15 protein-coding genes and 6 tRNA genes are annotated in these 20,638 nt (G+C 59.2%); 3 read left to right on the top strand and 18 right to left on the bottom strand.

Annotated elements, in window-relative coordinates; translation table 11 throughout:
* Positions 1–131: 131 nt before the first annotated feature.
* The 6 genes from lnt to miaB form a co-directional block, all read right to left on the bottom strand.
* A complete protein-coding gene (gene lnt, locus H7A77_RS10070; RefSeq protein WP_089191293.1) occupies positions 132–1,661 on the bottom strand; it encodes an apolipoprotein N-acyltransferase in 1,530 nt (509 codons plus the stop codon).
* A gap of 7 nt (positions 1,662–1,668) precedes the next feature.
* On the bottom strand, positions 1,669–2,547 hold the full coding sequence (gene corC / locus H7A77_RS10065; protein WP_004939973.1) for a CNNM family magnesium/cobalt transport protein CorC: 879 nt from the start codon (positions 2,545–2,547) through the stop codon (positions 1,669–1,671).
* A gap of 84 nt (positions 2,548–2,631) precedes the next feature.
* On the bottom strand, positions 2,632–3,105 hold the full coding sequence (gene ybeY, locus H7A77_RS10060) for an rRNA maturation RNase YbeY (RefSeq protein WP_004939970.1): 474 nt from the start codon (positions 3,103–3,105) through the stop codon (positions 2,632–2,634).
* Entirely contained in the window at positions 3,102–4,133 is a 1,032-nt protein-coding gene (locus H7A77_RS10055; protein WP_170853105.1) for a PhoH family protein, read from the bottom strand. The genes ybeY and H7A77_RS10055 overlap by 4 nt, the downstream gene beginning before the upstream one ends.
* Positions 4,134–4,391: 258 nt before the next feature.
* Positions 4,392–4,727 carry a zinc ribbon domain-containing protein YjdM gene (locus H7A77_RS10050; protein WP_004939967.1) on the bottom strand — a complete coding sequence of 112 codons (336 nt, stop codon included), beginning with the start codon at positions 4,725–4,727 and terminating at the stop codon, positions 4,392–4,394.
* A gap of 119 nt (positions 4,728–4,846) precedes the next feature.
* Positions 4,847–6,271, bottom strand: coding sequence for a tRNA (N6-isopentenyl adenosine(37)-C2)-methylthiotransferase MiaB (gene miaB / locus H7A77_RS10045; protein ID WP_089191294.1), 1,425 nt, complete (start codon positions 6,269–6,271; stop codon positions 4,847–4,849).
* Positions 6,272–6,468: 197 nt separating this feature from the next.
* On the opposite strand from miaB, the gene ubiF reads away from it, so the two are divergent.
* On the top strand, positions 6,469–7,650 hold the full coding sequence (gene ubiF / locus H7A77_RS10040) for a 3-demethoxyubiquinol 3-hydroxylase (RefSeq protein ID WP_089191295.1): 1,182 nt from the start codon (positions 6,469–6,471) through the stop codon (positions 7,648–7,650).
* Between the two features lie 88 nt (positions 7,651–7,738).
* Here ubiF and H7A77_RS10035 read toward each other — a convergent pair.
* The 12 genes from H7A77_RS10035 to nagB form a co-directional block, all read right to left on the bottom strand.
* Positions 7,739–7,813: transfer RNA gene (locus H7A77_RS10035), tRNA-Gln, on the bottom strand.
* 4 nt (positions 7,814–7,817) lie between these two features.
* Positions 7,818–7,894 (bottom strand) — tRNA-Met (locus H7A77_RS10030).
* Positions 7,895–7,935: 41 nt separating this feature from the next.
* Positions 7,936–8,010, bottom strand: a tRNA-Gln gene (locus H7A77_RS10025).
* 44 nt (positions 8,011–8,054) lie between these two features.
* A tRNA-Gln gene (locus H7A77_RS10020) sits at positions 8,055–8,129 on the bottom strand.
* Positions 8,130–8,159: 30 nt separating this feature from the next.
* Positions 8,160–8,244, bottom strand: a tRNA-Leu gene (locus tag H7A77_RS10015).
* Between the two features lie 16 nt (positions 8,245–8,260).
* Positions 8,261–8,337, bottom strand: a tRNA-Met gene (locus H7A77_RS10010).
* Between the two features lie 218 nt (positions 8,338–8,555).
* Positions 8,556–10,220, bottom strand: a complete 1,665-nt coding sequence (gene asnB / locus H7A77_RS10005; protein ID WP_033642171.1) for an asparagine synthase B — start codon at positions 10,218–10,220, stop codon at positions 8,556–8,558.
* Between the two features lie 283 nt (positions 10,221–10,503).
* Positions 10,504–11,946: a glycosyl hydrolase family 18 protein gene (locus tag H7A77_RS10000; protein WP_046686571.1), complete on the bottom strand. Its 1,443-nt coding sequence runs from the start codon at positions 11,944–11,946 to the stop codon at positions 10,504–10,506.
* 190 nt (positions 11,947–12,136) lie between these two features.
* Entirely contained in the window at positions 12,137–12,889 is a 753-nt protein-coding gene (locus H7A77_RS09995) for an HAD-IIA family hydrolase (protein WP_004939957.1), read from the bottom strand.
* A gap of 67 nt (positions 12,890–12,956) precedes the next feature.
* Positions 12,957–14,177 carry an N-acetylglucosamine repressor gene (locus H7A77_RS09990; protein ID WP_019454064.1) on the bottom strand — a complete coding sequence of 407 codons (1,221 nt, stop codon included), beginning with the start codon at positions 14,175–14,177 and terminating at the stop codon, positions 12,957–12,959.
* Positions 14,178–14,204: 27 nt separating this feature from the next.
* On the bottom strand, positions 14,205–15,344 hold the full coding sequence (gene nagA, locus H7A77_RS09985; protein ID WP_033642173.1) for an N-acetylglucosamine-6-phosphate deacetylase: 1,140 nt from the start codon (positions 15,342–15,344) through the stop codon (positions 14,205–14,207).
* Between the two features lie 18 nt (positions 15,345–15,362).
* Positions 15,363–16,163 (bottom strand): glucosamine-6-phosphate deaminase, encoded by an 801-nt coding sequence (gene nagB / locus H7A77_RS09980; RefSeq protein WP_004939952.1) that lies wholly within the window; start codon positions 16,161–16,163, stop codon positions 15,363–15,365.
* Between the two features lie 334 nt (positions 16,164–16,497).
* On the opposite strand from nagB, the gene nagE reads away from it, so the two are divergent.
* Positions 16,498–18,534 (top strand): N-acetylglucosamine-specific PTS transporter subunit IIBC, encoded by a 2,037-nt coding sequence (nagE, locus tag H7A77_RS09975; protein ID WP_164107199.1) that lies wholly within the window; start codon positions 16,498–16,500, stop codon positions 18,532–18,534.
* 240 nt (positions 18,535–18,774) lie between these two features.
* Positions 18,775–20,439: a glutamine--tRNA ligase gene (gene glnS, locus H7A77_RS09970; RefSeq protein ID WP_033642175.1), complete on the top strand. Its 1,665-nt coding sequence runs from the start codon at positions 18,775–18,777 to the stop codon at positions 20,437–20,439.
* The last annotated feature ends 199 nt before the right edge of the window (positions 20,440–20,638 follow it).

Below are 20,638 nucleotides of genomic sequence, written 5' to 3'. Positions count from 1 at the left end.
CCGACGTGCGATGTCACCTTAGATAAAGCAAGGAGTGTGCCAGCCGCGTTGATTTAACGACGTTTTCTGACCGAGGTGGGGGAACGTTTACGGAAACGCGGGGCGCGGCGGGCGCGCCCCGGCGAAGAGGACTATTTGCGGCGCAGGCCCAACATCAGCGCCCAACCGCCCAGCAACAGGGTGATCACCCACAGCGGTGCGGCGCCGAAACGCGCGTAAGGCGTGACGCCGGTGGTCGGTGTGACCTTCACTTCAAGCACCTGACGAGTGAACTGCGGGATCTCGGCGATCACGTCGCCGTTCGCGTCCACCGCGGCGGTGACGCCGTTGTTGGTGCTGCGCAGCAGCGGCCGGCCCAGTTCCAGCGCCCGCATGCGCGCCATCTGGAAGTGCTGCCATGGGCCGATGGAGTGGCCGAACCAGGCGTCGTTGGAGATGGTCAGCAGGAAGTTGGTGTCCGGGCGGAAGTTATCGCGCACCTGCTGGCCCAACACGATTTCGTAGCAAATGGCTGCCGTCAGGTTGTAGCCGCGTACGCTGAGCTGCGGTTGTACGTAGTCGCCGCGGCTGAAGGAGGACATCGGCAGGTCGAAGAACGGCGCCAGCGGCCGCAGCAGCGTCTCCAGCGGCACGAACTCGCCGAACGGCACCAGGTGGTGCTTGTTGTAGCGATCGTTGGCCGGGTACCTGTACGGCGTCGGTTCACCGAGCACGATGGCGCTGTTGTAGATTTGCTGGCCCTGCGGCGTGGCGCGCACGTCGACGATGCCGGTGATGAGGCTGCTGTTCTTCGCCCGCATCAGGTCGTCCATCATCGTCAGGAAGCCGTTCTGATTGGCTTCATAATCCGGGATGGCGGATTCCGGCCAGATAACGATTGGCGCCTTGCCCATGTAGGGACGGGTTTCGTCCAGATAGGTTTGCAGCGTGCTGACCAGCGCTTTCGGATCCCATTTCATCGATTGAGCGATGTTGCCTTGCACCATGGCGACATTCACCGCTTTATCCGTCTGCGGAGTAAACCACTGCAGCTGGCGCAGCGGCCATGGCAACAGCAGCAGCGCGGCGGCGATCACCGCCGCCGAGAGGCGGCGCTGATTGACGGCGTACACCAGCAGGCCGGCGATGGCCATCAGCACAAAGGTGATGGCGTCGACGCCCAGCAGCGGCGCGATGCCTTTCAGCGGGCCGTTGATCTGGCTATAGCCGAACTGCAGCCATGGGAAGCCGGTCAGCACCCAGCCGCGCAGGAATTCCGTGACCTGCCACAGCGCCGGCGCGGCGATGGCCAGCCGCCACCAGCGGGTCGCCGGCCACAGGCGGGTCAGCAGCCCGGCGAACAGCCCGGTATACAGCGACAGGTAAGCGGCGAGCAGCGCCACCAGGAAGACGTTGACGGCGAAGGGCATGCCGCCGAAATCGGCGATGCTGACATACACCCAGTTGATCCCGCTGCCGAACAACCCGAAGCCCCAGACAAAGCCGAGCAGGGCGGACTGTTTGGTGGTGCGATTGAGGGTAACGGCCAGCAGGCCGAACAGGGAGACAATGGCCGCGGGCCAGAAATCGTAGGGCGAGAACGCCAGCGTCCCGCCGGCACCTGACAACAGCGCCAGCAGGGCGCGAACCCACTGGCGTTCAAGTAATGAGGCTTTAGCCATGTTGGATTTAATCTTCCAGTTTCGGTGGTGGAGAGTCGTCCGGAATTTTTACATGAACCTGGATGATACGTCGACTGTCTGCCATGGCAACTTTAAATAGGTAACCTTCGATTTCAATGGTTTCCCCGCGCGCAGGCAGATGGCCGAAGGCTTGCATCACCAAACCGCCGATGGTATCGACCTCGTCGTCGCTGAAATGGGTGCCGAAGGCTTCGTTGAAGTCTTCGATCGGTGCCAGCGCGCGTACGGTGTACATGTGGCGGCTGAGCTGGCGGATATCCAGATCGTCTTCGTCGTCGTATTCGTCTTCGATCTCGCCGACGATCAGTTCCAGAATGTCTTCGATGGTGACCAGGCCGGACACGCCGCCGAATTCGTCAATGACAATCGCCATGTGGTAGCGCTGGGAGCGGAACTCTTTCAACATCCGGTCGACGCGCTTGCTTTCCGGCACCACCACCGCGGTGCGCAGCACTTTGTCGATGCTGAAAGGCTCGGAGTCTGCGCGCATGAACGGCAGCAGATCCTTGGCCATCAGGATGCCTTCGATGTGATCTTTGTCTTCGCTGATCACCGGGAAGCGCGAGTGGGCGGAGTCGATAATCACGTCCAGGCACTCTTCCAGCGTCTGGTTGCGCTTGAGCGTCACCATCTGGGAGCGGGGGATCATGATGTCGCGCACGCGCTGTTCGGCGATATCCATCACGCCTTCCAGCATGTCGCGGGTATCGGGATCGATCAGGTCGTTTTGTTCGGAATCACGGATCAGCTCGACCAGATCGCCACGGTTTTTGGGCTCGCCGTGGAACAGCTGGTTAAGGATAAGAGTAAAGAACCCCTTCTTGGGACTGGGGCTGTCATTGCTTTGTGAATGGTCGTCGCTCATGGCGTTTTCGTTACTGTCACTCATGTCAGAGTTAAGGGGCGTCAGCGACAGCCCCGTTAGGGGCTGTAAGGTAAACGGCTGACGTCAGACGGGGTCTTTTTCCGCCAGGTACGGATCAGGGTAGCCCAGTCCGTGCATGATTTCGGTTTCCAAAGACTCCATTTCTTCGGCTTCATCGTCTTCGATGTGGTCATACCCTAGCAGATGAAGGCTGCCGTGGACAACCATATGCGCCCAGTGGGCCTCCAGCGCCTTGCCTTGCTCAATCGCTTCCTGTTCAACCACCTGGCGGCAGATGATCAGATCGCCGAGCAGCGGCAGCTCGATGCCCGGCGGGGCCTCGAACGGGAAAGAGAGCACGTTGGTCGGCTTGTCTTTGCCGCGATAGGTCAGGTTCAGCTCGTGGCTTTCCGCTTCGTCCACCAGACGCACGGTGACCTCGGCCTCTTCCTGAAATTGCGGCAGCACGCCTTCCAGCCAGCGTTGGAAGGTGGCCTCATCCGGCAGGCCGTCGCTGCTTTCACAGGCAATCTGCAAATCCAAAATCACCTGACTCATGGTGTCTCCTGCTCGGAGGCGGCGAGCGCCTCGCGCTTACGTTGTTCGGCAATTGCGTCTTTGCGTTTCTGTTCGGCCGCTTCCCAGGCCTCATAAGCGATGACCACGCGGGCCACCACCGGGTGGCGCACCACGTCTTCGCTGTGGAAGAAGTTGAAGCTCAGTTCTTCCACGTCCGACAGCACTTCCACCGCGTGGCGCAGGCCGGATTTCTGGTTGCGCGGCAGGTCGATCTGGGTGACGTCGCCGGTGATGACCGCCTTAGAGTTGAAGCCGATGCGCGTCAGGAACATCTTCATCTGCTCGATGGTGGTGTTCTGGCTCTCATCCAGAATGATAAAGGCATCGTTCAGCGTACGGCCGCGCATATAGGCCAGCGGCGCGACTTCGATCACGTTGCGCTCAATGAGCTTCTCCACGCGCTCGAAGCCCAGCATTTCGAACAGGGCGTCGTACAGCGGGCGCAGATAAGGATCAACCTTCTGGCTCAGATCGCCCGGCAGGAAGCCCAGCTTTTCGCCGGCTTCGACCGCGGGACGGGTCAGCAGAATGCGGCGAATTTCCTGGCGTTCCAGCGCATCCACCGCGGCGGCGACCGCCAGGTAGGTTTTGCCGGTACCGGCCGGGCCGATGCCGAAGGTGATGTCGTGATCGAGAATGTTGGCGATGTACTGCGCCTGGTTAGGCGTGCGCGGTTTCACCATGCCGCGCTTGGTTTTGATGGTGACCGCCTTGCCGTAATCCGGCACGCTGTCCGCCACCTGTTCCAGCACCCGGCTCTCTTTGATAGCCAGATGGATTTGCTCCGGATCGATATCCGGGATCACACCGCGAATCGGCGCGGTATCCACGTACAGATGGCGCAGGATATCGGCGGCGGCGACCACGCACAGGTTTTTGCCGACCAGCTTGAAGCGGTTGTCGCGACGATTGATTTCGATGCCCAATCGGCGCTCGAGTTGCTTGATGTTGTCATCAAACGGGCCGCACAGGCTGAGCAAACGCTTGTTGTCTGCGGGCTCCAACATAATTTCTTGTGTTGCGACGTTCAAACTATTCCTCTAGGTCACATCGGGCCTGGTTGATGTCACATAGCGCGTCCGGGACGCGCGCGTTCAGGGCGAGCCTGAATACTCTCTTTCTTGAATTATTCATGGTGCGCCGCAACGGCGCAAGTTTACCGCTGATCTATCTGTGCGCCGTCGGCGGAATTCAAGGGAAGATAAGGAAAAAACGCGGCGGGGCGCAAAGCCCGCCGCGTCATCACAGGACAAGGCCGCCGAGAATCAGTTCTTTTTCACGAACTCGGATTTCAGTTTCATCGGGCCGAAGCCGTCGATTTTGCAGTCGATGTTGTGGTCGCCTTCCACCAGACGAATGTTTTTCACCTTGGTGCCGATCTTCAGCATCGAGGAGCTGCCTTTAACCTTCAGGTCCTTGATCACGGTGACCGCGTCGCCGTCCGCCAGCAGGTTGCCGTTGGCGTCTTTGACGATCAGCGCGTCCTGATCTTCCGCCGGGGCGCTGTCGCTCCACTCGTGGGCGCACTCAGGGCAGATGAACAGGGCATTGTCCTGGTAGGTGTATTCGGAGTTGCACTTCGGGCAGTGTGGGAGTTGCATGTTATGTCGCCTCTTCAACAATAAAAAATAAAAAAAGAACATCACCGGGCGCGGACGCCCGGCGGAGAAACGGTAAGGAGTAGCGCGAACGGGCGGCGATAAGGCGGGCCGCCGCGGCGTCAGGGCTGGTAAATGCCGACGCCCAGCGCGTTTTCTTTGCGGGTACGGGCGATCACCGACTGCGGGGATTCATGTACGCGCAGATCCATCTGCTGTTCGGTGCGCACCACTGCGCCACGCAGGGTGTTGGTCAGCACCTCGGTAATTTCCACGTCGACAAACTGGCCGATCATGTCGGGTGTGCCTTCGAAGTTTACCACACGGTTGCACTCCGTGCGCCCGGCCAGCTCCATCACGCTTCTGCGCGAGGTTCCTTCCACCAGAATGCGCTGGACGGTGCCGAGCATGCGGCGGCTGAACTGCAGCGCCTGCTGGTTGATGCGATCCTGCAGAATATACAGCCGCTGTTTTTTCTCTTCTTCGCTGACGTCGTCAACCATGTCCGCCGCCGGCGTACCGGGGCGCGACGAATAGATGAAGCTGAAGCTGACGTCGAAGTTGATGTCGGCGATCAGGTTCATGGTTTGTTCGAAGTCGGCCTGGCTCTCGCCCGGGAAACCGACGATGAAGTCGGAGCTGAGCTGGATGTTCGGGCGCGCCTTGCGCAGCTTGCGGATAATCGCCTTATACTCCAGCGCGGTATGGGCGCGTTTCATCATGGTCAGGATGCGATCCGAACCGCTCTGCACCGGCAGGTGCAGGAAGCTGACCAGCTCCGGCGTGTCTTCGTACACCGCGATGATGTCGTCGGTGAACTCGATAGGGTGGCTGGTGGTGAAGCGAATGCGATCGATGCCGTCGATGGCGGCCACCAGGCGCAGCAGTTCGGCGAACGAGCAGATATCGCCGTCATGCGTGGCGCCGCGGTACGCGTTGACGTTTTGGCCGAGCAGGTTGACTTCGCGCACGCCCTGCGCCGCCAGTTGGGCGATTTCGAACAGCACGTCGTCGCTCGGGCGGCTCACTTCCTCGCCGCGGGTGTATGGCACCACGCAGAAAGTGCAGTATTTGTTGCAGCCTTCCATGATCGACACGAACGCGGTCGGGCCTTCGGCGCGCGGCTCCGGCAGGCGGTCGAACTTTTCGATCTCAGGGAAACTGATATCGACCACCGGGCTGCGGGTGCCCTGAACGTGGTTGATCATTTCCGGCAGGCGGTGCAGGGTCTGCGGGCCGAATACCACGTCGACGCAAGGCGCGCGGCTGCGGATCAGTTCGCCTTCTTGCGAGGCCACGCAACCGCCGACGCCGATGATGACAGACGGGTTCTTCTCTTTCAGCAAGCGCCAGCGCCCCAGCATGGCGAAAACTTTTTCCTGCGCTTTTTCACGGATCGAGCAGGTATTCAGCAACAACACGTCCGCTTCCTCGGCGTTGTCGGTCCACTCGAAGCCGTGCGTGCTGTTCAACAGGTCGGCCATTTTCGATGAATCGTACTCATTCATCTGGCAGCCCCAGGTTTTGATATGTAGTTTTTTCGTCATTGACTTGCCATTACTCAGTGCGGAGCGAAAGTTGCGTTACGCGACATGCAGGGCGCGTATTGTAATCATTTGCCGCCGTTGTGACCAGCGCGGGGGAAAATGGCACGCAACCTGAAGCCGAAGCGAAAATCCGGTACACTGCGCAAAACGCCATGTCGGGTGGGATGGCGAGCATTCACATAGAAAACATAGCCAATATGAAGACATCTCAAAATCGGTACGACGCGGTGGTGGTGGGCGGCGGCATGGTCGGCGCGGCGGCGGCTCTGGGCCTGGCGCAGGCGGGCTGGTCGGTGGCGTTGCTGGAACATCAGGCGCCGCAGGCGTTCGAGGCGCAAAGCCCGCCGGACCTGCGCATTTCCGCTATCGGCTGCACCTCGGTGGGGCTGCTGAAACAGCTCGGCGCCTGGCCCGCCGTGACGGCGATGCGCACGGCGCCATATCGCCGGCTGGAGACCTGGGAATGGGCGTCGTCGCGCGTGGCGTTCGATGCGCTATCTCTGGGGCTGCCGGAGTTGGGCTTTATGGTGGAAAACCGCATTTTGCAGCTGGCGCTGTGGCAGCAGTTCGCACAGTGCGCCAATTTGACGCTGCTGTGCCCCGCCAGGCTGCAATCGCTGCAGCGGGCGGACAAGGCCTGGCAACTGACGCTGGACAGCGGCGAAACGCTGCAGGCGCGGCTGGTTGTCGGCGCCGACGGCGCCAACTCGCAGGTGCGCAAGCTGGCGGCGATCGGCACCAACGGCTGGCAGTATCGTCAGGCGTGCATGTTGATCACCGTCGATACCGGCGCGCCGCAGCAGGATGTGACCTGGCAGCGCTTCTTCCCGTCAGGGCCGCGCGCTTTCCTGCCGCTGTACGACAGCTGGGCGTCGCTGGTGTGGTATGACAGCCCGCAGCGCATTCGCCAACTGCAGGCGATGCCGCCGGCGCAGCTGGAGCGTGAGATCGCCGCCGCTTTTCCGGCGCGACTGGGCCCGGTCAAGGTGCACGCCGCCGGATCGTTCCCGTTGACGCGCCGTCATGCGCAGCGCTACGTGCTGCCGGGTCTGGCGCTGCTGGGCGATGCGGCGCATACCATCAATCCGCTGGCCGGGCAGGGCGTCAATCTGGGGTATCGCGATGTGGATGCCTTGCTGAATGTGCTGAGCGAGGCGCGGGAGCAGGGAGAAGACTGGAGCGGCGAGGCGGTGCTGCTGCGCTATCAACGCCGCCGCCGTACCGACAATCTGCTGATGCAGAGCGGCATGGATCTGTTCTATACCGCCTTCAGCAATAACCTGGCGCCGCTGACCGTGGCGCGCAATCTGGCGCTGATGGCCGCGCAGCGGGCGGGCAAGCTGAAAGAGCATGCGTTGAAGTACGCCTTGGGATTGTAACCGACAGGGCTCAGCGGTGGCTGGGCCTATTTAAGGTTGGCTGAACGGCAGACAGCAAAAAGCCCGCCGAAGCGGGCTTTTCTAAATATGGCTGGGGTGCCAGGATTCGAACCTGGGTATGCTGGTATCAGAAACCAGAGCCTTACCGCTTGGCGACACCCCAATTATGGTGGCTACGACGGGATTTGAACCTGTGACCCCATCATTATGAGTGATGTGCTCTAACCAGCTGAGCTACGTAGCCGATGTTACTTTTTACTTCTTTGATTTGCAAACAGTTTGTTATGGCTGGGGTACCTGGATTCGAACCAGGGAATGCCGGTATCAAAAACCGGTGCCTTACCGCTTGGCGATACCCCACCTGCAAACAAATCTTATGTTGAAACCCCGTTCCCGAAAGAATATGGCTGGGGTACCTGGATTCGAACCAGGGAATGCCGGTATCAAAAACCGGTGCCTTACCGCTTGGCGATACCCCATCAACATACTGCGCCGACGATGAAGAGAAATGGTGCGGGAGGCGAGACTTGAACTCGCACACCTTGCGGCGCCAGAACCTAAATCTGGTGCGTCTACCAATTTCGCCACTCCCGCAAATACAAAAAAGAGATGGTGGCTACGACGGGATTCGAACCTGTGACCCCATCATTATGAGTGATGTGCTCTAACCAGCTGAGCTACGTAGCCCTCTTTTTTTGCTTTGCCTTCATCGGCGTTGCGGGGCGCATTATGCGTATATGACCGATTTGCGTCAACAAGTTTTTTCCCGAAAAAGCGCCCGGAAGCGCCGTTTGTCTGGGTTGTGAACATTATGGCGATAAAATCGGCAATTCAGGCAGTTGGCGGGCGGAAAAGGCAACAAAAAGGCGGGCCAAAAGGCCCGCCTCGGGGAAAATGCCGCACGATTATTTATAGGCGGCCTGGTGCACGCCGACGGCGCGGCCGGAAGGATCGTCCATCTTCTTGAACGATTCATCCCACTCGATGGCCTTGGCGGACGAGCAGGCGACGGATGGGCCGCCCGGCACGCATTCGGCGGCGCTCGGCAGCGGGAACAGCTCCTCGAAGATTTCGCGGTACAGGTAGCCTTCTTTCGACGTCGGCGTGTTGTACGGGAAGCGGAAACGCGCGGTTTCGAGCTGTTGATCGCTAATTTGCTGCGCAGCCACCTCTTTTAGCGTGTCGATCCAGCTGTAGCCGACGCCGTCAGAGAACTGCTCTTTCTGGCGCCAGGCCACGCTGGCGGGCAAATAGGACTCGAAACATTCGCGAACGATGTGTTTTTCCATTTTGCCGTTGCCGCACATTTTATCTTTCGGGTTGATGCGCATTGCCACGTCGAGGAATTTCTTGTCCAGGAACGGCACGCGGGCTTCGACGCCCCAGGCGGACATCGCCTTGTTGGCGCGCGCGCAGTCGAACATGTGCAGCGCCAGCAGTTTGCGTACGGTCTCTTCGTGGAATTCGCGGGCGTCCGGCGCCTTATGGAAGTACAGGTAGCCGCCGAACACTTCGTCCGCGCCTTCGCCGGAAAGCACCATCTTGATGCCCATCGCCTTGATTTTGCGCGACATCAGGTACATCGGCGTCGACGCGCGGATGGTGGTGACGTCATAGGTTTCGATGTGGTAAATCACGTCGCGGATGGCGTCCAGCCCTTCCTGCACGGTGAAGTGGATCTCATGGTGCACGGTGCCCAGATGGTTGGCCACCTCCTGCGCGGCGCGCAGATCCGGCGAGCCTTCCAGCCCGACGGCGAAGGAGTGCAACTGCGGCCACCAGGCTTCGCTGCGTTCCTGATCTTCCACGCGGCGTGCGGCGTACTTCTTGGTGATCGCCGAAATGACCGAAGAATCCAGCCCGCCCGAGAGCAGCACGCCGTAAGGCACGTCGGACATCAGGTGGCTTTTCACCGACTCTTCCAGCGCGGTGCGCAGGGCGGCGGCGTCGGTCACGTTGTCCTTGACGCTGTCGTAATCGAACCAGTCGCGGCGATAGTATTCGCGGATCTGGCCGTCCTGGCTCCACAGGTAGCTGCCGGCTGGGAATTCCTTGATGGTGCGGCACACCGGCACGAGCGCTTTCATTTCCGAGGCAACGTACAGGTTGCCGTGTTCGTCATGGCCCATATACAGCGGGATGATGCCCAGGTGATCGCGGCCGATCAGGTAGGCGTCTTTTTCGGTGTCATACAGGGCAAAGGCGAACATGCCTTGCAGATCGTCGAGGAACTCCGGTCCTTTCTCCTGATACAGCGCCAGGATCACTTCACAGTCGGAGCCGGTCTGGAAGGCATAGCGGTCGCTCAGCTGTTGGCGCAGTGCCTGATGGTTGTAAATTTCGCCGTTGACCGCCAGAACGTGGGTGTGCGCAGCGTTGTACAGCGGTTGAGCGCCGTTGTTGACGTCGACGATCGACAGGCGTTCGTGAGCCAGAATGGCTTTGTCGCTGGCGTAAACGCCGGACCAATCCGGGCCGCGGTGGCGCATCAGACGTGACAGCTCCAGCGCTTTCTTACGCAGTTCAACGGGATCGGACTTCAGATCGAGCACACCGAAAATAGAACACATACAACTCTCCTAACGGGCTTTTATGACTGTGATGTTGTTTTTACTGTTATGGGCAGCATTGCCGATTTATCAGCGATAACGCGATTTTGCTGCGCTGTGGTTATGAAAATGCGCCAAAAGCTGCAGAGGATGCAAGCGTTTTAGCCATGCGCTGAGAAATAGTTGTTTGCGGAGCTGAGGTTTTTAACGGATTTTCAGTTATCGGCGTGAAAAATTATCGATTATGCAATTTTTAGCGTGATGGCGGGATTGCCGGCCAGTTTGACCGGCAATCGATTAGCGATTAGGCGATGAGCTGCCAGAGGGTGAACGCGGCATCCGGCGTCCAGCCGGCATTGGAGGTGTGCGCCTGAATACAGGTGTATTTCTTGCCTTTATAACTCACGACGTCGCCGGCTTTGTAGCTGTGGTTGTTCTGCCACTCGGGCGCGCCCGGATCGGGCGGCGTACCGTCATTGGCGGTTTTGACCGCCAGCGCGCTGCTCGGCAGGGAGGTATTGCCCAGGGTGTCGGTCGCGGTAACGAAGTAGCTGTACTGGGTTGCCGGCGTCAGACCGCTGTCGGCCAGCGACAGACCGGCGGTTTGGCCGATCGGGTTGCCGTTGCGGTAGACGGTGTAGCTGGCGATCGGTGAGGCGCCGGTGGCGGCGGCCCAGCTCAGTTTCAGCGAGGTGGCGCCCAGCTCGGCGACCGTCAGCGCCGTCGGCGCATTAGGCTTTCCCGGCGGCGGGGTGACGCCGCCCTGAATCAGCGGCGCATAGCGGGTTTTGAACTCCCAATTGTAGGCGACGCCGGCTTTGCTCTTGCCGTTATCCCAGTTGATTGACCAGGTCATCAGGCCCTTGATCGACAGGTTTTTGGCGTCGAGACGCGAGAAAGCGTTATACACCGCCTGTTTGTTGACCACGTAGCCGGTGGCGGCGGCATCGTTGTTGCTCGGCAGGCCGATGACGAATTTCGCCGCCGGGATCTTCGCATAGCCGCGGGTGCCGGTAACCAGGCTTTCCGTCAGGTAGTAGAGGAAGTCCTCTTTCATGGCGTCGTTATTCTGCGTGATCCAGGCATTGAGTTCATCCACCCAAATACCGTCGCCGCCCTGGTTATAATATTGCGGCGCGATAAAGTCGTAATAGCCTTCGAGGGCGTTAATATAATCCAGGTAGGTGCCGTTGGTGCGTAAATACGGGAATTCCGGCGCCATGCTGATAATAAAGTTTTTCCCCTGGGCGGCGTAATGGTCTTTTACTTTTTTCAGCGCCGCAGGCAAGACGGTTTTATTATTGGCGGCGCCGATCGCCGCCTGCTCCAGATCGATATCCAGGCCGTCGAAGCCATAGACTTCCACCAGGCGAATAATCTCGTCTTTCAGCTTGTCTTCGTCGCCGGTTTTCAGCTCGATATGCGCGTCTGCGCCGCCGAGGGAGATCAGCACCGCGCGGCCCTGGCTGTTCAGCACGCCCACCTGGCGGCGGAACTCGGCATCGGACAGGTTGTAAGGCTTGAAGGTCGGGATGCCCTGGCCTTTCATAAAGGCGACGGCCACCACGTTGTACTCGGCGGGAATGTCGGTCAGGTTCATATTGGTGAACTGGCCCTGCTGATAGCCGTCACTGGCGCCGGCGGCCCAGTTGTGCCAGAAACCCATCAGGATCTTTTTATTGGCGATAGACGGCATAATGGCCGCGTCATCGGCGGCGACGGCATTAATCGTGTTATTTGTGCTCATGGTAGCCTCATTAATTAGGGGTAAGGGTTTTTCGCTCGCCGGCAATATCAGCTATTGGCGGGGCGTAACGTTATAATGAGGATTTTTAACGCAGGCAGGCTGAAACCTTTTACGGCCATGAACGAATTAAATTCAAACTGACGCTGAGGGAGAAGGAAATAATGGCGGCCGGGCGGCCGCCATGGCCGCATCAGAAGATGGTGATATCGGCGACGGAAGGGTAGACGTAGCTCGGGCGGAACGGCATGGTTTCGATGTCGCTCAGCGTGGAGACGCCGGACAGCACCAGCACGGTTTCCAGGCCGGCCTGGAAGCCCGCCAGAATGTCGGTGCGCAGGTTATCGCCGACGATCACCGTCTCTTCCGAGTGCGCCTGCATTTTGTTCAGTGCGGCGCGAATGATCCACGGGCTGGGCTTGCCGACGTAAAACGGCTTGCGGCCGGTGATCTTCTCGATGGGGGCGCACAGCGCGCCGCAGGCCGGCGAGAAGCCGTGGCCGTGACTATCCGGGTTGGTGGCGATAAAGCGCGCGCCGTTGCTCACGAAGTAGGCGGCTTTATGCATCATGTCCCAGTTGTAAGAGCGGGTTTCACCGACGATCACGAAGTCCGGGTTGATGTCGGTGATGGTGAAACCGGCTTTGTACAGCTCATGGATCAGGGCGCCTTCGCCGACCACATAGGCTTTTTTGCCTTCCTGACGGCGCAGGAAATCGGCGGTGGCCATCGCCGAGGTGTAGAACGCGCTCTCCGGCACTTCCAGCCCGGCGGCGGCGAAGCGGTTCGCCAGATCCTGTGCGGTCTGTGATGGGTAGTTGGTCAGCACCACCAGCGGCATGCCTTGTTCCTGGATGCGCGCCAGGAACAGGTCGGCGCCGGGAACCGGCGTATTGTCATGCAGCAGCACGCCGTCGATATCGCATATAACGTTTTTGATTTTCATTTGTTGCTGTTTCTCATGATTACGGCAGGCGAAGGGTGACGATAACACGCCTGCCAGAAGCGGCGGATCAGCTTTCCAGCAATCGCTGCAAGAGCACGCCGTTGAGCATCGCGCGTTTGGCCAGGGCGAAAGCGCCGATCGCCGAGCGATGATTGAGTTCGGAGGTCACCACCGGCAGATTTTTGCGGAAGTCCTTCAGCACCTGGGTATTGATGCAGCTCTGGATCGCCGGCAGCAGCACCTTGTCCGCTTCGGTGATCTCACCGGCGATCACCACCTTCTGCGGATTGAACAGGTTGATGGCGATGGCCACCGCTTTGCCCAGATAGCGGCCTACGTGTTCGATCACTTCGCTGGCCAGCAGATCGCCGCGGTTGGCGGCCTTGCAGATGGCGTTGATGCCGCAGTCTTCCAGCGTCAGTTTGCTCGGATAGCCCTGGCTCAGCAGCTGGCGCACGCGCTGTTCGATCGCGGCGTTGGCGGCCACGGTTTCCAGGCAGCCGAAGTTGCCGCAGTGGCAGCGTTCCCCCAGCGGATCGATCTGGATATGGCCGATCTCGCCGACGTTGCCGTTGTTGCCGAGAAAAATCTGCCCGTTGACGATGATGCCGGCGCCGGTGCCGCGATGCAGGCGCACCAGAATCGAGTCTTCGCAGTCGCGGGTGGCGCCGAAGTAGTGCTCCGCCAGCGCCAGGCTGCGGATGTCGTGGCCGACGAAGCTGGTGACGTTAAAGCGCTGCTGCAGGTTGTCCACCAGCGCCCAATTGCTGACGCTGATGTGCGGCATGTAGCGCACCACGCCCAGCGCCGGATCCACCAGGCCGGGCAGGATCACCGCGATGGCGATCAGCTCGCGCAGGCGGCGCTGGTTAGCGTCGATGAATTGGGCGATGGCGGCGAACAGCGCATTCTCCAGCGTTTCTTGAGTGCGTTCCGGCAGCGGATAGTGTTCTTCGCTGAGCGACTTGCCGCTCATGTCATACAGGGTGATGGTGGCGTCGTGGCGGCCGAGACGCACCGCGACGGTATGGAAATGACGGGTTTCCGACACGATGGAGATCGCGCGGCGGCCGCCGGTGGAGGCCTGCTGATCGACTTCTTTGATCAGCCCGCGCTCCAGCAGCTGGCGAGTAATTTTGGTGACGCTGGCGGGGGCGAGCTGGCTGAGTTCGGCAATCTGAATGCGCGAGATCGGGCCCTGCTGGTCGATCAGGCGGTAAACTGCCGCGCCGTTAAGTTGTTTGACTAAGTCAACGTTCCCTATTTGTGCTTGTCCGCCAGTGCTCATCAATAATTTTACTCGCTGTTCATTGAATTAAACCTCGTTACCGTTAACGAGCGTTTTGGTGATCTTGAAATCACGGGTGAAGGCGGTCAGGTTAGCCACCTTGCCGGCTTCGAGGGTGCCCAGACGGTGATCGACGCCGATGGCGCGCGCCGGATACAGCGTCGCCATGCGCAGCGCTTCGTCCAGCGCGATGCCGATATGCTCGACGCTGTTTCGCACCGCTTCGATCATGGTCAGCGCGGAACCGCTCAGGGTGCCGTTCTCATCCACGCACAGCCCATCCCGATAGTATATTGTTTTACCGGCGAAAATAAATTGGTCAATATCTGCACCCGCCGGCGCGGTGGCATCGGTGACCAAGACCAATTTATCACCTTTCAGGCGTTTGGCGTTACGGATACTCGCCCAGGCCACGTGATGGCCGTCGGCGATGATGCCGGTATAGACCTCCGGCGTATCGAAGATTGCCCCCATCAGCCCCGGTTCGCGGCCGGTGATATAAGGCATGGCGTTGTACAGGTGGGTGGCGAAGCTGATGCCGGCGGCGAAACCGGTGCGAGCCTGATCGTAGGTGGCGTTCGAGTGGCCGGCGGAGACCACGATGCCGGCCTCGGTCAGCTGCTTGATAAAGTGCGGCTCAACCATTTCCGGCGCCAGCGTCACCTTGGTGATCACGTCGGCGTTGGCGCACAGGTAATCGATCATTTCCTGGGTCGGCTTGCGAATGAACGCCGGATTGTGGGTGCCTTTTTTCACCGGGCTGAGGTATGGCCCTTCCAGGTGCAGGCCCAACGCCTGGTTTTGGTGCTTTTTCAGATAAGCGCGCATCACGTCGACGCTGTGCTTCATGAATTCGTCGCTACTGGTGATCAGCGTCGGCAGATAGCTGGTGCAGCCGGATTTCTCGTTGGCGCGCTGCATGATCTCCAGCGTTTCTTCCGAGATCGCTTCCAGCGAATCGTTGAACTGTACGCCGCCGCAGCCGTTCAGCTGCACGTCGATAAGCCCGGGGGCCAGGATGGCGCCACCCAGGTCGCGCGTTTCGATGCCGGCGGGCAATTCAGCCGCCGGGCAGACTTTCTCGATCAGCCCATCAGCGATAATGACTGCATGGTCATCAAGTACGTCGTGGCCGGTATAGATTCGGCCGTGGGTTAAAGCGAACATCGTAGCCCCCTGCAAAGATTAAAGACTTTTAACGCTTTCCGCTTCTAACTCGCGGAAATATTTGACAGTTTTGACTTTCAGCTCCATGGTGGCCGGTTCGTCGCACACCACTACCGCTTTGGCGTGCAGCTGCAGACAGCTGATGGTCCACATGTGGTTGATATTGCCTTCCACTGCGGCTTCCAGCGCCTGCGCCTTGGCGTGGCCGGTGACCAGGATCATTACTTCTTCCGCGTCCAGCAGCGTGCCCACGCCGACGGTCAGCGCATATTTCGGCACCAAGCTGACGTCGCCGCCGAAGAAGCGCGAGTTGGCGATGCGGGTGTCTTCGGTCAGCGTTTTGATGCGGGTGCGCGAAGCCAGGGACGAAGCCGGCTCGTTGAACGCGATATGGCCGTCGATGCCCACGCCGCCCATGAACAGGTTAATTTTGCCGTAAGACTTGATCTTCTCTTCGTACTGGCGGCACTCGGCGTCGACATCCGCGGCGTTGCCGTTCAGCAGGTTGATATTTTCGCGAGGGATATCAACGTGATCAAAGAAGTTGCGGTACATGAAGGTGTGATAGCTTTCCGGGTGTTCCTGCGGCAGGCCAACGTACTCGTCCATGTTGAAAGTCACAACATGCTTAAAGCTTACTTCACCTGCTTTGTGCATCGCAATCAGATGTTTGTAGGCTTCCAGCGGCGTGCCGCCGGTGGGCAGGCCGAGAACAAACGGGCGCTCTGCGGTTGGCTTGAATGCGTTGATGCGTTGAACGATATGACGCGCGGCCCATTTGCCGACTTGTGCGGTATCTTTCAGTGGGATAAGTCTCATCTAACACCTCTTGGGATAAGTAAACTAAAGCTATACTGTACGGGCCTGCGGGAGTCGTAAGCGTAACCCAGCTTTATGATTCTCGCGTGAATCGTCCGTCCGGTTGATTTTTTGAATGATAAAATAAGTTTTGTGTGATGGCCAGCAATCTGGGAGGTAAAGACTACTTTTTGGTGATATTTATCACAAAAAGGGAGGTTTTAATTTGCGATACAAAATAAATTTTTTACACTCGGCATGAGTGATACGTGCCAAGCGCTGTTTCTAAAAAGGTAGTGAGAGCTCCAAATAAACTACTAATAGGGTCCGTCCGCGGACAACATAGGGGGAAAAGGTGAACATTCTTAGTTATTTGCAAAAGGTGGGACGGGCGCTGATGGTGCCGGTCGCCACGCTGCCCGCCGCCGCCATCTTGATGGGCGTCGGGTACTGGATTGACCCTGTTGGTTGGGGCGGCGACAACGCGCTCGCCGCTTTCTTCATTAAATCCGGCTCCGCTATCATCGACAACATGTCGGTGCTGTTCGCTATCGGCGTGGCCTACGGCATGTCCAAAGACAAGGACGGCGCCGCCGCGTTGACCGGCTTCGTCGGCTTCCTGGTGCTGACCACTCTCTGTTCGCCAGCCGCCGTGTCGATGATTCAGAAGATCCCGCTCGATCAGGTGCCCGCCGCGTTCGGCAAGATCCAGAACCAGTTCGTCGGTATTCTGGTGGGCATCATCTCCGCCGAAGTGTACAACCGCTTCAGCGGCGTCGAGCTGCCCAAGGCGCTGTCGTTCTTCAGCGGCCGCCGTTTGGTGCCGATCCTCATTTCCTTCCTGATGATCCTGGTGGCTTTCATCCTGATGTACATTTGGCCGGTGATCTTCAATGGTCTGGTGAACTTCGGTGAACACATTCAGAAAATGGGCTCGGTCGGCGCGGGCATCTACGCCTTCTTCAACCGCCTGCTGATCCCGGTCGGCCTGCACCACGCGCTGAACTCGGTGTTCTGGTTCGACGTGGCCGGCATCAACGATATTCCTAACTTCCTTGGCGGCCAGCAGTCGATCGAAGCCGGTAAAGCGGTTGTCGGCATCACCGGCCGTTATCAGGCGGGCTTCTTCCCGATCATGATGTTCGGTCTGCCGGGGGCGGCGCTGGCCATTTACCACTGCGCGCGTCCTGAGAACAAAGCCAAAGTGGCGGGCATCATGCTGGCGGCCGCTTTCGCCGCCTTCTTTACCGGTATTACCGAACCGCTGGAATTCTCCTTCATGTTCGTGGCGCCGGTGCTGTACGTGATCCACGCCGTGCTGACCGGTATCTCGGTGTTCATCGCCGCCAGCATGCATTGGATCGCCGGTTTCGGCTTCAGCGCCGGCCTGGTGGATATGGTGCTGTCGTCTCGCAACCCGCTGGCGACCCACTGGTACATGCTGATCCCGCAAGGCCTGGTGTTCTTCGTCATCTACTACGTGGTGTTCCGCTTCACCATCAAAAAATTCAACCTGATGACCCCGGGCCGCGAGCTGGCGGTTGCCGGTGACGAAACCGACGGCTACGACGTCAACGTCGACAGCAACGCCGGTAAAGACGAGAACGAAACCACCACCCTGGCTCGTCGTTACGTCGGCGCGATCGGCGGTTCCGACAACCTGACCGGCATCGACGCCTGCATCACCCGCCTGCGTTTGAACGTGAAAGACTCCGCGCTGGTGAACGACGCATTGGCGAAACGCCTCGGCGCGTCGGGCGTTATCCGCCTGAACAAGCAGAGCGTGCAAGTGATCGTCGGCACCCGTGCCGAACTTATCGCCAGCGCAATGCGCAACGTGATTGCGGCCGGCCCGGTAGCGGCAGCGGCGGCCCCGGCGGCGGCGCCTGCCGCGGAAGCCAAACCGCAGGCGGTGCCGAACGCGCCGAAAGACGCGTTTGAAACGCTGCTGGCGCCGGTGACCGGTGAAGTGGTGGCGCTCGAACAGGTGCCGGACGAAGCTTTCGCCAGCAAGGCGGTAGGCGACGGCCTGGCGATTCGCCCGACCGACAAGATCGTGGTGGCGCCGGCTGACGGCACCGTGGTGAAAATCTTCAATACCAACCACGCATTCTGCCTGGAAACCGACAAGGGCGCCGAGATCGTGGTGCACATGGGGATCGACACCGTCGCGCTGGAAGGCCAGGGCTTCAAACGCCTGGTGGAAGAGGGCGCGGAAGTGAAAGCCGGTCAACCGATTCTGGAACTGGATCTGGATTACCTGAATGCCAATGCGCGTTCGATGATAAGCCCGGTGGTGGTCAGCAACTCTGACGAGTACGCCGGCCTGGCGGCGCTGGCCAGCGGCTCTGTGGTCGCCGGTCAGACCAAGCTGTATGAGATCCAGAAATAAGGCTGTTTTTACCTGAGTAGTGCCTGGGGCCGAACACGCATCATGGCGGCGTTTGCCCCGACTTGGCGGGAAGAGAGCGATCTCTTCCCGCTTTTTTTATCCCGTTTCGCCCCACGGCGGTGCGCTGCGCGCCGATGGTGCAACGCGCCGCATTTTTCATGAAACAAACGGTTGTTTCCAGACGTGGCTTGTTGGATCATAGGCGGTTATGTGTAGCGCTTTGCATTGAGGAACAGTGAAATGAGTGAGGCTGAAGCCCGCCCAACCAATTTTATCCGTCAGATCGTCGATGAAGATCTGGCGTCGGGGAAACACACGTCGGTACATACCCGTTTCCCGCCGGAGCCTAACGGCTATCTGCATATCGGCCACGCCAAGTCCATCTGCCTGAACTTCGGCATCGCCAAGGACTATCAGGGCCAGTGCAACCTGCGTTTCGACGACACCAACCCGGTGAAAGAAGACATCGAGTTCGTCGAGTCTATCAAGCACGACGTGGAGTGGCTGGGCTTTGAGTGGAGCGGCAACGTTCGTTACTCCTCAGACTATTTCGATCAGCTGCACCAGTATGCGGTGGAGCTTATCAGCAAAGGGCTGGCCTACGTCGACGAACTGTCGCCGGAGCAGATCCGTGAATACCGCGGCACCCTGACTGCGCCGGGCAAAGACAGCCCGTACCGCGGTCGCAGCGTGGAAGAGAACCTGGCGCTGTTCGAGAAGATGCGCAACGGCGAATTCGCCGAAGGCGCTGCCTGCCTGCGTGCCAAGATCGATATGGCCTCGCCGTTTATCGTGATGCGCGATCCGGTGCTGTACCGCATCAAGTTCGCCGAACACCACCAGACCGGCAATAAATGGTGCATCTACCCGATGTACGATTTCACCCACTGCATTTCCGATGCGCTGGAAGGGATCACCCATTCGCTGTGCACCCTGGAATTCCAGGATAACCGCCGTTTGTATGATTGGGTGCTGGATAACATCACCATTCCTTGCCACCCGCGCCAGTACGAGTTTTCGCGTCTCAACCTCGAATACGCCATCATGTCGAAGCGCAAGCTGCATCAGCTGGTGGCCGAGAAGATCGTCGAGGGCTGGGATGATCCGCGCATGCCGACCGTCTCCGGTCTGCGCCGCCGCGGTTATACTGCCGCCTCGATCCGCGAGTTCTGCCTGCGCATCGGCGTAACCAAGCAAGACAACAACGTCGAAATGGTGGCGCTGGAATCCTGCATCCGCGACGATCTGAACGAGAACGCGCCGCGCGCCATGGCGGTGCTGGATCCGGTGAAAATCGTCATCGAGAACATGGGCGATGCGGTGGAAATGGTCAGCATGCCTAACCACCCGAACAAGCCGGAAATGGGCAACCGCGATGTGCCGTTCAGCCGTGAGATCTATATCGATCGCGCCGACTTCCGCGAAGAAGCCAACAAGCAGTACAAGCGTCTGGTGCTGGGCAAAGAAGTGCGTCTGCGCAACGCGTACGTGATCAAGGCCGAGCGCGTCGAGAAAGATGAAGCCGGCGAGATCACCACCATCTTCTGCAGCTACGATGCGGAAACGCTGAGCAAAGATCCTGCCGACGGCCGCAAGGTGAAGGGCGTGATCCACTGGGTGTCTGCGGCGCACGCGCTGCCGGCGGAAATTCGCCTGTACGATCGCCTGTTCAGCGTGCCTAACCCGGGCGCGGCGGAGGACTTCCTCTCCACCATTAACCCGGAATCGCTGGTGATCAAGCACGGTTTCGTTGAGCCGAGTCTGGCGGCCGCACAGCCGGAGAAAGCCTATCAGTTCGAGCGTGAAGGCTACTTCTGCGCCGACAGCCATTACTCTTCGGCTGAGCACCTGGTGTTTAACCGCACCGTCGGTCTGCGTGACACCTGGGCGAAAATCGAAGGCTAATCTTAATCGCCTCGAAAATTAATGTATCAGCGCGGCTCAGGCCGCGCTTTTTTATGCCTGCTATTGAGTAAATCATCTATTCCCGCCACGTTTTACCGGGCTGCGTTTAATTAACTGCGGTGCGTTAATCAATAAGTTTTCTTATATTGGGCTTAGTAGTCTTAATATTTTCTTATATATTCGTGGTGCGAATTAATTT

It is taken from the genome of Serratia sp. ME47 (assembly GCF_903970925.1).
Taxonomy (GTDB): Bacteria; Pseudomonadota; Gammaproteobacteria; order Enterobacterales; family Enterobacteriaceae; genus Serratia; species Serratia ureilytica.
The sequence above is the reverse complement of the archived record's forward strand: the minus strand, read 5'-3'. Positions and strand labels throughout refer to the sequence as shown.